This is a genomic window from Streptomyces sp. NPDC051133 (genome assembly GCF_040682635.1).
GTDB lineage: Bacteria > Actinomycetota > Actinomycetes > Streptomycetales > Streptomycetaceae > Streptomyces.
Genome location: NZ_JBFBBK010000044.1, coordinates 59,212 through 69,385, shown reverse-complemented (window position 1 = coordinate 69,385; position 10,174 = coordinate 59,212). Strand labels below are relative to the sequence as shown.

Sequence of the window (10,174 nt, the reverse complement as noted above, 5' to 3'; positions counted from 1 at the left end):
TGCGCGGACAATGGCCGCTACCGCTGTCGAGCGCAGTGGCCGGGTGAGGGGGAGAGCATGACGGAGGCACGGTCCACGGAGTCCCCGAAGTCAGGACGGTCCGGTGCACAGGAGCCGGACCGCACGCCGACGACGCCGACGCGGCGCGAGCGGCTGGCCGAGCTGGAAATGCGGCGAGCGGACCAGGCACGCCAGGCACGCCACGGGCCCGCCGAGAAGAAGCCGGCCACCCACCGACCCGGCGGGTTCGGCTTCGACGACTCGTTCCCCAACCGGCACCAGTGCTGGGACATGCTGGAGCCGAGTGCCCGGGACAAGCTGGAGCAGAAGGCCGGTGGTGTCTGGGCCTGGTGGGCGCGGGTCGACCCGGACGGCCGTCCCAAGGCGTTCGTCTTCGGTCCCCGGGGGCTGTGCCAGGTGGGATTCGTGGTCAGGGACGGGCGGCCGGTCCTCCAGGGCGAGCGGCTCAAACTGGAGCCCGGGTCCGTCCGGCGCCGGTCGTTCAGCACGAGGGGACCCGGCACGGACGCCCCGTCGGCCGCCGACGGCCTCGACCGGGAAGCGATGCAAGGGGCGCCGCAGCACTCTGCTGCGGACAGACGCTCATTGAACCTGGACCAGGCCGCCAGAGGTGCTCTCGGCAACTTCCCCGCCGAGGTGCAGGAATTCCTGCAGCGCCCGTTCCTCCCGGACGATGAGGGCCTCGTCGCGGACTGGTACGGCGACCAGAGCCTGGAGCTCACCCACGAGCGGATCTTCGCCGTGTTCTGCCTGACCGCGGACCGCCATATGACCGTGGCCGCCGGCACACGCACCCTGGCCCGGGGCAGACCGGAGGACCGTGCCCGCTGGAACGTCGAGTGCTACCACGGCCGGATCCACCGGGGGTGAGCCCTGGTGGCGGGGGTGAGCCAGGAGGCCCCCTAGGGGGCCCGTCTCAGGGACGTTTCAGGGCTCCTCCGGTACAGCTCGGAGCCGGAGTCCGGAACCGTGGAGAGCGGGAGGCCGTTCTCACAGCAGGAAGCGGCGGTGGCCGCGGAGGAGGCGAGGCTGATGTCCAACAACGCGAAGATCGCCGTCGGGGGTGTGGCGGTCGGGCTGATCCTGCTGATATGGCTGCCCTGGTGGGTGTCGTTCCTGATCGTGGTGGGGGTTCCGGTGGCCGCCTATCTGGCGCTGGACCCCTCGCAGCGACGCAGGCTCCGCCGGGTCACCCGCAAGGAGCTGGGCCGCTGAGAGACCGGCACACGGCCACGAACGCCGTTCAGGGGCCTGTGCGGCCCGCCGGGCCACCGGGAGTCACCGGGGAGCCGCGCACCACCTCGCGCGGCTCCCCGGGCCTCACAGGGGGCGTACGGCCATCTTGTCGAGCGCCTCCAGCAGGCCCGGCAGCTCCGGTCCCCTGCCCACCGGCAGGACCTCGCCCGGCTCCTCGTCGAGCAGCACGAACGCGATGTCGTCCGTGCGGGCCACCATCGACCAGCCCGGACCGTCGGCGCGCAGCGTTCGGGCGTCGCCGGGGGCGAACGACGAGCGCACCCGCCCGAGCGGGGGAGGGGAATCGACGTAGGCGCGCGCCTCCGCGAGGACCCGCCGTATCCCCCGGTGGCCGCCGCTGGAGCTGTTCGTCCCGCCCTCGGCCGAGGATGCGGCGGCCTGTGCCCGCTCACCCGCCCGCTCGCCGGACCCGGAGAAGTCGGCGTCGTCGATCTGCTCCCGCCACGCCGCCCACTGCAGCGCGATCTCGTCCGCGCCCAGGCGCCGCTGGGCCGGGCCCCAGAAACTGGTGTCCGGCGGGCTCAGCGCGGGCCGGTCGGCCACGTCGGGACCGGGATCGTGCGGCGCGGCCACACCAGGGGCCGCCACGGCGACCGCCAGCGGCCAGCCCGGCAGTGCGGCCACGACCGCGCGCTCGTCCGGCGAGAGCTCGTACTCCATGCCGCAGTCCCAGGATGCGATCGCCACGGCGACCAGCGAGACGTCGTCGATCACGACCGTCCAGCGAGCACCCTCTCCGTCCTGCCCCAGCACCAGGCCGTAACCGTCGGCGCGGGGCGCGAGCCCCAGCGCCGCGCAGGCCTCCGGGTAGTCGTCGCCCAGCACGCTCGGAAATTGCGCCGGCGTCAGCAGTACCGCCGTCAGCACGTACAGCGCATCGTCCGCGGCGGCGACGGCCTCATCGTCCGTCCCGGCCATCCCTGCCTCCCCAGTGGTTCGTCCATCGGCGCGCACCCTAGTGCGAGCGGAAGCCCCTTGTCACGACTCCTCACACCACGCGGACCTGCAGTTTTCCGCCTGGACGGGGGCGAAACGACCACGACCGGAGCGGGCGGTCCTCAGGCCGCGGGCAGCCCGAGAAGGTCGCGGGCCACCGCCCCCGGCGACTCGTCGCGCTCCCGGGCCAGCGCGACGACCGCCCGGCAGGCCAGTTCGCTCACCCCGAAGGACAGCGCCTCCGGAGACACCCAGGCCGCCGCCTCCTCGATCCGGTCCTGATCGTCCTCCACGCGGGCCGCCACATACACGGCCGCCGCTTCGAACAAGTTGTGTGCACGCCTCTCCACGGTGCCCTGTGGCTGGGCACGCTCCGAGGTGCGGAGCCTTGCGGTGTACCTGCGGATCGTGTCGAACATGCGAACCACCCTCCCCGAACGGGCTCGTTGTCGATCGTTCAGCTGCCACTGCTCAACGTAGAGTTGGAGTTTCGGCGGCATAAGGGGGACGACATGATGAAGCGGTTCGAACAGCTCGCCCGGATCCGTCGCCTGGACCCGGTGGCGGACGCGCTGGAGATCTACCGGATCAGTGTCACGCTCGAATTCCCCTGGGACTACACCCGCGCCCTGGAACTGGCCCTGTACCGGACGTACGCCGTGCCGAGCATCGGGCGACTGCTCGCGCGGACCGCGGAGCTGACCGAGCGCACCCAGAAGCGGTACGACGACACCGTGCTGCTCCTCGACACCGTCGTGGAGCACGGCTTCACCGCCGAGGAGGGGCGGACCGCCATCCGCCGCATCAACCAGATGCACCGCAGCTACGACATCGGCGACGACGACATGCGGTACGTACTGAGCACCTTCGTCGTGGTGCCCAGGCGCTGGATCGACGCCTACGGCTGGCGGAGCCTGTCCCGGCACGAGATCGTCGCCACCACCGAGTACTACCGCACCCTCGGCCGCCACATGGGCATCCCCGACGTCCCCGAGACCTACGAGGAGTTCGAAGCACTCCTCGACGCCTACGAGGAAGCCCACTTCGCCTGGGACGAGCAGGCCCGGCGGGTCTCCGACGCCACCCTCGACCTGATGGCGTCCTGGTACCCGCGCCCCCTGGCACCGCTGCTGCGCACGGCCACGCTCGCGCTGCTCGACGAACCACTGCTGCGCGCGTTCCACTATCCGCAGCCCGGTGCGACCACGTCCGCACTGGTGCGCCGCGCGGTACGGACACGCGGTCGGCTCGTCCGGCTGCTGCCGCCGCGCCGCGGCCCGCACTTCGCGCGCCAGAACCGGGAGGTCAAGGGATACCCGAACGGCTACCGCGTGGCCGACCTGGGCACCCGCCCGGTTCCCGGGCTGCGCGGCTGTCCGGTACGGCACCGGGACACCTCAGCGGGCGGCCCCGTCGAGTGACGTGAGGGTCTCGCGAAGCCAGGCCAGTTCCGCCCGGCTCGTGGCACGCGCGATGGTGAGGATCCCGCGCCGGAACGGGTCGTCCAGTTCCTCGGCGCGCACCGGCCGGTCGCCGTCGTAGAAGAAGCTCGCCGGCTCTTCCAGGAATGCCAGCCTGCGGCGCAGGACGACCGCCTGCGCGGCGGGGTCCTCCAGGTGCCGCAGGAACGCGAGCAGGGTGAACCACTGGTTCTCGTCGGTGATCTCGCGCTGCTCGGGCTCGGCCAGCCGGCGCTTCAGTTCGTGCCGGCCCTCCTCGGTCAGCCTCAGCACATGGCGCGGGGCGGCCACGGCCCCGGGCTCGGTCGCCCGCACCAGCAGGCCGGCCTTCTCCAGCCGCTTGATCGCCGGGTACAGCGTGCTCTCGGCGACGGGCCGCACATGGCCGGTGAGCGCCGCGATGTGCCGGCGCAGGACGTATCCGTGCAGCGGGGCGTCGTACAGGAAACCGAGGATGGCGAGTTCCAGCATGACCGCATTCTCTCCCACTCCGTGGTACATCGACCAAGCAATACTGCGTGTGCGCAATACATCGGTGGCGATGTATGGTGCCACGTGTCGCCGCGCAGTCGTGACGGGAGGGGTACGGTGCAGCAGGCAACGTTCGACAGTGAGGGAAGCCGCATCCGCTGGACGGAGGTGCCCGGAGCCGAGCCCGCCCGGGTGTATCTGCACGGACTGGGAGCGATGTCCGCCGTGTACCACGCGCACGTCGCGGCACGTCCCGAACTCGCGGGCCGGCGCAGCCTCTTCATGGACCTGCCCGGACACGGCATCAGCGACCGGCCCCGCGACTTCGGCTACACCCTGGAGGAGCACGCCGACGCGGTCGCGGCGGGACTGGACGAGGCCGGGGTCACCGGCGCCGAGTTGATCGCGCACAGCATGGGCGGTTCCGTGGCGATCGTGCTGGCGCACCGGCGGCCCGACCTGGTCTCGCGGCTGGTGCTCACGGAGGCCAACCTCGACGCGTTCCCGGCGCCGACCGCCGGCAGCAGTGGAATCGCCGCCCACGAAGAGGACGCGTTCGTCGAGAAGGAGCACGCGCGCGTGCTGGAGGCCGTCGGACCGCTGTGGGCGGCCACCATGCGGCTGGCCGACCCGCGAGCCCTGCACCGCAGCGCCGTCGGGCTGCGGCGCGGCTCGGAGCCCGTGATGCGGACGATCCTGACGGGACTGACCGTGGACCGCGTCTACCTGCAGGGCGCGCACAGCGGCGAACTCGCGGGCCGGGCGGACCTGGAGGCCGCCGGGGTCCGGGTGGTGACGGTGCCGGGCGCCGGTCACAACGTCATGTTCGACAACCCCGACGCCTTCGCGGCAGCGGTCGCCGCGGCGGACTGAGCGACCACCTCGTCAGCCCGCGTGCACCGCGAGGGCGAGGAAACGGGCGTCCTCGTCGACGTACGAGGTCATCCGCCATCCCGAACGGGCCAGCAGCGGGCGGAGGCTGGTCTCGGCCCGCAGGTCGTCGGGAGTGATCTGCCGGCCCTGCCGCGCCGCCAGGGCCGCACGGCCAATGGGATGGAACAGCGCGAGCGTGCCGCCCGGTCGCACCACGCGGGCGAGCTCCCGCAGGTTGTCCTCCGGGTCCGGCAGGTGTGCGATCAGACCGGCCGCGAACACGGCGTCCAGGGAGTCCGACCGCACCGGCAGCCGGGCCACGTCCGCGAGCAGCAGCCGCGCGTCCCGGTCCCTGCCCGCCCGCGCGGCCGCCTGGAGCATCGCCGGGGTCAGGTCGGCACCGAGCACCACCCCGGAGCGGCCGACGGCCGCCCGTAGAGGCGGCAGAGCGCGCCCCGTGCCGCAGCCCGCGTCCAGCACGCGGTCGCCGGGGCGCAGCCCGAGATCGGCGACGGCAGCGGCGTAGGCCGGGCCGTCGTCCGGGAACCTGCTGTCCCAGTCGGCCGCCCGGGCGCTGAAGAACTCCTGGACGTGTGTGTGGTCGTCGCTCATGTTCCGCATGATTCCTCACCATCGCGGGGGACACCTAGGTGCACATGTTCGGGCTGGACCCGATCGTTCCGTCGCATCTACCTGTCATATTCCAGCAGGTTTCGAAATGCGCCCCCTTTGTGCGCCCGTGCCCCCTAGCGTCCCTGGGCCATGGGACACCTGGACCACGCCGCCTTCGGCTGGCTGACCCCCGTGCTGTCGTACGTGATGGCCTGCATAGGCGCCGCCCTGGGGCTGCGCTGCACCGTCCGCGCACTCGCCACCACAGGGCGCTCGCGTCGCAACTGGCTCGTCACCGCCGCCTCGGCGATCGGGACGGGCATCTGGACCATGCACTTCGTCGCCATGCTCGGCTTCCGCGTCAGCGGCACCGACATCCGCTACGACGTGCCGCTGACCATCCTCAGCCTCCTCGTCGCCATGGTCGTCGTCTGGGCCGGCATCTTCGCCGTCGGCTACAGCCGCGACCGCAACCGGGCGCTCCTCCTCGGCGGACTCACCACCGGGCTGGGCGTCGCCAGCATGCACTACCTGGGCATGGCGGCCGTCCGGCTGCACGGCCACGTGACGTACGACCCCGTCCTCGTCGGACTGTCGGTGCTGATCGCCGTCGTCGCGGCGACCGCGGCCCTGTGGGCCGGGCTCAACATCAAGTCGCCCCTCGCGGTCACCGTCGCCTCCCTCGTCATGGGGGCGGCCGTCAGCAGCATGCACTACACCGGGATGTTCGCGGTGAGCGTGCGTGTGCACCCCTCCGGCGAGTCCCTGCCCGGGGCCACGGCGATGCAGTTCATCTTCCCCCTCGCCGTCGGCCTCGGGTCCTATCTCTTCATCACCTCGGCCTTCGTCGCCCTCTCGCCCTCGGCCGACGAGCGCGAGGCGTCCGCCTCCGCCCAACGGCCGGTCGAGACCGTCGCCCGCTAGCGCAAGCCCGGCCCGAGCGCCCCGACCCACGACCGAGCGAGGAGGCCATGCGCCCACCCCGTAACCCTGAGAAAGCCGCCTCCCCGGCACGTCCCCCGCGTGGCCGGCGCGCCCACGCCGGGCCGCCCGCCGACGAGGTCACCGAGCACCCCCTCGGGACCACGCCGGGCACGGCACGCGCGCGCGGGGGCCGCCGGCATCTGCGCCCCCGGACGGTGCGCGCCAAGGTGGTCAGCCTCCTGATGGTGCCCGTCGTCTCCCTGCTCGCGCTCTGGGCGTACGCCACCGTCAGCACCGCCCAGGACGTGGCGCGGCTGCGCCAGTCCCAGCGGGTGGACGCCGAACTGCGCACACCGGTGGCCACGGCCGTCGCCGCCCTGCAGGCCGAGCGCACCGCCGCCGTCCGCTACGCCGCGGCACCCGGCGGGGGAGACGGCACGGACCTCGAAGGCCTCGCCGCCCGCACCGACCGGGCCGTGGCCAGACTGCGGCTCGGCGACGACAGCACGGTCGCCGACAGCGAGGAACTGCCCTCCGGGGTCTCCGGGCGCCTCACCGCCTTCGTCACGGGCGCCCGGCACCTGCGCACGCTGCGGACGGCCGTACTCGACCACAAGGCCGGCTGGGCCGAGGCGTACGCGCGGTACACCAAGTCCATCGAGGACGCCTTCGCCGTCGACGGCGCCCTGACCGGCGTCCAGCAGGCCGACGTCGGCTCCGACGCGCGCGTGCTGCTCGAATTCTCCCGGGCCGCCGAGGGACTGGCCCAGGAGGACGCCGTCCTCGCCGGCGTGCGCACCTCCGCGCCCCTCCAGGCGGAGCGGCTCCGGCTGTTCGGTACCGCCGTCGACACCCGCCGCACCCTCACCGAGGCCGCCGTCGCCGACCTGCCCGCCGCCCAGCGGACCGCCTGGCACGACCTGGCCGGCAGCAGTCCCTACACCGCACTCGGCGCCGCCGAGGACAGGGTCCTGGCCGGCAGGCCCGCCGGTGCGGGATCGCAGGCGGTCTGGAACGACGCCCACGCGCGCGTGCAGGACGGGATGCGGGCCATCGCGGCGGACACGGGGCGTGCCGTCGCGGGCCGCGCCGACCCGGTCACCCGCGGCCTGCTGAGCCCGGCGGGCGCCGCCGTGCTCCTCGGCCTCGCCGCCGTCGCCGCCTCGCTCGTCATCTCCGTGCGCATCGGGCGGGCCCTCGTGGTGGAACTCATCAGCCTGCGCAACGACGCCCTGGAGATCGCCCGCCGCAAACTCCCGCAGGCCATGCGGAAACTGCGCGCGGGCGAGGAGATCGACATCCAGGCCGAGGCGCCCGCCGGACCACCCGCCGAGGACGAGACCGGACAGGTCGCGGAGGCCCTCACCACCGTGCACCGCGCCGCCCTGCGCGCCGCCGTGGAGCGCGCCGAACTCGCCAGCGGCATCTCCGGCGTCTTCGTCAACCTGGCCCGCCGCAGCCAGGTACTGGTCCATCGCCAGCTCAGCCTCCTGGACAGCATGGAGCGGCGTTCCGACGACCCCAACGAGCTGAGCGACCTGTTCCGCCTCGACCACCTCACCACGCGGATGCGGCGCCACGCCGAGAGCCTGATCATCCTCTCCGGGGCCGCACCGGGCCGCGCCTGGCGCCTGCCGGTGTCCCTGACCAACGTCGTACGTGCCGCGGTGTCGGAAGTCGAGGACTACGCGCGCGTGGAGGTACGTCAGCTCCCCGAGGCACACGTCATCGGCGCCGCCGTCGCCGACCTCACCCACCTGCTCGCCGAACTCGTCGAGAACGCCGCCCAGTTCTCGCCGCCCCACACGCGCGTGCGTGTCACCGGAGAACCCGTCGGCAACGGGTACGCCCTGGAGATCGAGGACCGGGGACTCGGCATGGGCGCCGACACCCTCGCGGAGGCCAACCGGCGCATCGAGCAGTCCGAGGCACTCGACCTGTTCGACAGCGACCGCCTCGGCCTCTTCGTGGTCAGCAGGCTCGCCTCCCGCCACGACGTCAAGGTGCACCTGCGCACCTCCCCCTACGGAGGCACCACCGCGGTGGTCCTGCTGCCGACCGCGCTGCTGCACAGCGGTTCGACGGAACGTTCTTCCCGCCAGGACGAGCAGGGCCGCCCGGCGCAGGAACGCGCGTACGCGCGCGTGCCCGGCGACACCCGGCCCCCGGAGGCCGTCGCCGCCCGCTCGGAACGCCCCGCCCTCGCGGCCACCCTTCCCGGCCCGCACGGCATCACAGACGAGCTTCCCGGCCCGCACGGCATCACCGACGAGTCCGGGCCCCACGGTGTCACCCACGAGACCCGTCCCCGCCCCGCCGTACACGGGCAGCGCCCCCATCACGGCGCGGACGATCCCACCCCTCCCGGAGTCACCGCCTTGAGGCCGCACCGCCCGCAGAACGACTCCGAACCCTCCGACGACCTCCCGCGCCGTGTGCGCCAGGCGAGCCTCGTCCCCCAACTCCGCCGTCAGCGCCCCGAAGAGCCGGCGGCCGAACCCGCACGGCGCGACGACCGGCGCACCCCGGAACTGGTCCGGGACCGCATGGCGGCCTACCGCGACGGCTGGGCGCGCGGCGGGGGCAGGACGCCCGGCCGTGGCACCGCCCCCGACTTCAGAACGGGCAGTCACAGCAACGAAGGAGACCCGGCATGATCCAGGACCCGAACGTGAGGGCCGGCCAGCGATCCGGCGAACTGGACTGGCTGCTCGACGACCTGGTGACGCGGGTGAGCGAGGTGCGGCACGCCGTCGTCCTGTCCAACGACGGACTGGCCGTCGGCGCGTCCACCGCCCTCGCGCGGGAGGACGCCGAACACCTCGCCGCCGTGGCCTCCGGCTTCAACAGCCTCGCCAAGGGCGCGGGACGGCACTTCGGGGCGGGCGGCGTGCGGCAGACCATGGTCGAGATGGACGACGCGTTCCTCTTCGTGGCAGCCGCCGGCGACGGCTCCTGCCTCGCCGTGCTCACCGCCGTCACCGCCGACATCGGGCTGGTCGCCTACGAGATGGCCCGGCTGGTCAAGCGCGTCGGCGAACATCTCTACACGGCGCCGCGCATCTCGGCCCAGCCGCCCGCCGCCGGATGAGCCGGAGAGGCGGCACCGATGACCGAGAACCAGACCGACCCGTGGGATCCGGGCACCCAGTGGTACGACGGCGAGGCCGGCCCCTTGGTCCGCCCGTACGCCATGACGGGCGGACGCACCCAGCCCGGGCCGACCGGTGTCCGCTTCGACCTGATCGCGCTCGTCACCCTCGACCCGGCCGCACCGGCGTTCGACGACGACACCGCCCTCGGCCCCGAACACCGGACCCTGCTCGAACTGTGCCGTACCGAGACGCAGTCCGTCGCCGAACTCGCCGCGGACGCGGACCTCCCCGTCGGTGTGGTCAGAGTGCTCCTCGGTGATCTGCTGGAGCTCGGGCGTGTCACCGTCAGCCGTCCTGTGCCCCCCGCGCAGCTGCCCGACGAACGGATCCTGCGCGAGGTCATCGCGGGATTGCGAGCGCTGTAGATGACCGTTCGGACCCCGCCGTACGCCGCGCCGCATCCCGATCCGACCGGGTTGCGGCACCGACCGGGCGAGACTCGGTCACATCAGGTGTATTTCGCGC

The 10,174-nt window shown here is 73.0% G+C and carries 12 protein-coding genes; 8 read left to right on the top strand and 4 right to left on the bottom strand.

Translation table 11 applies throughout. The annotated features are described in order from the left end of the window. The first annotated feature begins 57 nt into the window (after window positions 1-57). Together AB0N17_RS34115 and AB0N17_RS34110 are read left to right on the top strand one after the other, a co-directional pair. Window positions 58-891 carry a hypothetical protein gene (locus tag AB0N17_RS34115; protein ID WP_366015483.1) on the top strand — a complete coding sequence of 278 codons (834 nt, stop codon included), beginning with the start codon at window positions 58-60 and terminating at the stop codon, window positions 889-891. Window positions 892-1,053: 162 nt separating this feature from the next. Next, on the top strand, window positions 1,054-1,236 hold the full coding sequence (locus tag AB0N17_RS34110) for a hypothetical protein (protein ID WP_366015482.1): 183 nt from the start codon (window positions 1,054-1,056) through the stop codon (window positions 1,234-1,236). 105 nt (window positions 1,237-1,341) lie between these two features. Here AB0N17_RS34110 and AB0N17_RS34105 read toward each other — a convergent pair whose 3' ends face one another. Together AB0N17_RS34105 and AB0N17_RS34100 are read right to left on the bottom strand one after the other, a co-directional pair. Further along, on the bottom strand, window positions 1,342-2,196 hold the full coding sequence (locus tag AB0N17_RS34105) for a hypothetical protein (protein WP_366015481.1): 855 nt from the start codon (window positions 2,194-2,196) through the stop codon (window positions 1,342-1,344). A 140-nt stretch (window positions 2,197-2,336) separates the two neighbouring features. Beyond that, window positions 2,337-2,633 (bottom strand): hypothetical protein, encoded by a 297-nt coding sequence (locus tag AB0N17_RS34100; RefSeq protein ID WP_366015480.1) that lies wholly within the window; start codon window positions 2,631-2,633, stop codon window positions 2,337-2,339. A gap of 96 nt (window positions 2,634-2,729) precedes the next feature. Between AB0N17_RS34100 and AB0N17_RS34095 the strand changes: the two genes are divergently transcribed. Further along, on the top strand, window positions 2,730-3,635 hold the full coding sequence (locus AB0N17_RS34095) for an oxygenase MpaB family protein (protein WP_366015484.1): 906 nt from the start codon (window positions 2,730-2,732) through the stop codon (window positions 3,633-3,635). Here the strand turns inward: AB0N17_RS34095 and AB0N17_RS34090 are convergent. Then, window positions 3,612-4,145, bottom strand: coding sequence for a PadR family transcriptional regulator (locus tag AB0N17_RS34090; RefSeq protein WP_366015479.1), 534 nt, complete (start codon window positions 4,143-4,145; stop codon window positions 3,612-3,614). The genes AB0N17_RS34095 and AB0N17_RS34090 overlap by 24 nt on opposite strands. Before the next feature lie 117 nt (window positions 4,146-4,262). On the opposite strand from AB0N17_RS34090, the gene AB0N17_RS34085 reads away from it, so the two are divergent. Continuing rightward, the gene (locus AB0N17_RS34085) at window positions 4,263-5,018 is read left to right on the top strand and encodes an alpha/beta hydrolase (RefSeq protein ID WP_366015478.1); all 756 of its coding nucleotides are present in this window, start codon (window positions 4,263-4,265) and stop codon (window positions 5,016-5,018) included. A gap of 12 nt (window positions 5,019-5,030) precedes the next feature. Here the strand turns inward: AB0N17_RS34085 and AB0N17_RS34080 are convergent, their stop codons facing one another. Beyond that, a complete protein-coding gene (locus AB0N17_RS34080) occupies window positions 5,031-5,630 on the bottom strand; it encodes a class I SAM-dependent methyltransferase (protein WP_366015477.1) in 600 nt (199 codons plus the stop codon). A 150-nt stretch (window positions 5,631-5,780) separates the two neighbouring features. Between AB0N17_RS34080 and AB0N17_RS34075 the strand changes: the two genes are divergently transcribed. The 4 genes from AB0N17_RS34075 to AB0N17_RS34060 are packed head-to-tail and all read left to right on the top strand — an operon-like array spanning window position 5,781 to window position 10,074. Next, on the top strand, window positions 5,781-6,554 hold the full coding sequence (locus AB0N17_RS34075) for an MHYT domain-containing protein (protein ID WP_366015476.1): 774 nt from the start codon (window positions 5,781-5,783) through the stop codon (window positions 6,552-6,554). Between the two features lie 47 nt (window positions 6,555-6,601). Next, entirely contained in the window at window positions 6,602-9,211 is a 2,610-nt protein-coding gene (locus AB0N17_RS34070; RefSeq protein ID WP_366015474.1) for a nitrate- and nitrite sensing domain-containing protein, read from the top strand. Beyond that, window positions 9,208-9,645: a roadblock/LC7 domain-containing protein gene (locus AB0N17_RS34065; RefSeq protein ID WP_366015473.1), complete on the top strand. Its 438-nt coding sequence runs from the start codon at window positions 9,208-9,210 to the stop codon at window positions 9,643-9,645. The genes AB0N17_RS34070 and AB0N17_RS34065 overlap by 4 nt, the downstream gene beginning before the upstream one ends. A gap of 18 nt (window positions 9,646-9,663) precedes the next feature. Continuing rightward, complete coding sequence (locus tag AB0N17_RS34060) at window positions 9,664-10,074, top strand: DUF742 domain-containing protein (protein ID WP_366015472.1); 411 nt, start codon at window positions 9,664-9,666, stop codon at window positions 10,072-10,074. The last annotated feature ends 100 nt before the right edge of the window (window positions 10,075-10,174 follow it).

Excerpts from the sequence above, each read along its gene's own strand:
- AB0N17_RS34115 (WP_366015483.1), top strand. The coding sequence starts at position 58 with ATGACGGAGGCACGGTCCACGGAGTCCCCGAAGTCAGGACGGTCCGGT.
- AB0N17_RS34110 (WP_366015482.1), top strand. The coding sequence starts at position 1,054 with ATGTCCAACAACGCGAAGATCGCCGTCGGGGGTGTGGCGGTCGGGCTG.
- AB0N17_RS34105 (WP_366015481.1), bottom strand. The coding sequence starts at position 2,196 with ATGGCCGGGACGGACGATGAGGCCGTCGCCGCCGCGGACGATGCGCTG.
- AB0N17_RS34100 (WP_366015480.1), bottom strand. The coding sequence starts at position 2,633 with ATGTTCGACACGATCCGCAGGTACACCGCAAGGCTCCGCACCTCGGAG.
- AB0N17_RS34095 (WP_366015484.1), top strand. The coding sequence starts at position 2,730 with ATGAAGCGGTTCGAACAGCTCGCCCGGATCCGTCGCCTGGACCCGGTG.
- AB0N17_RS34090 (WP_366015479.1), bottom strand. The coding sequence starts at position 4,145 with ATGCTGGAACTCGCCATCCTCGGTTTCCTGTACGACGCCCCGCTGCAC.
- AB0N17_RS34080 (WP_366015477.1), bottom strand. The coding sequence starts at position 5,630 with ATGAGCGACGACCACACACACGTCCAGGAGTTCTTCAGCGCCCGGGCG.
- AB0N17_RS34075 (WP_366015476.1), top strand. The coding sequence starts at position 5,781 with ATGGGACACCTGGACCACGCCGCCTTCGGCTGGCTGACCCCCGTGCTG.
- AB0N17_RS34070 (WP_366015474.1), top strand. The coding sequence starts at position 6,602 with ATGCGCCCACCCCGTAACCCTGAGAAAGCCGCCTCCCCGGCACGTCCC.
- AB0N17_RS34065 (WP_366015473.1), top strand. The coding sequence starts at position 9,208 with ATGATCCAGGACCCGAACGTGAGGGCCGGCCAGCGATCCGGCGAACTG.
- AB0N17_RS34060 (WP_366015472.1), top strand. The coding sequence starts at position 9,664 with ATGACCGAGAACCAGACCGACCCGTGGGATCCGGGCACCCAGTGGTAC.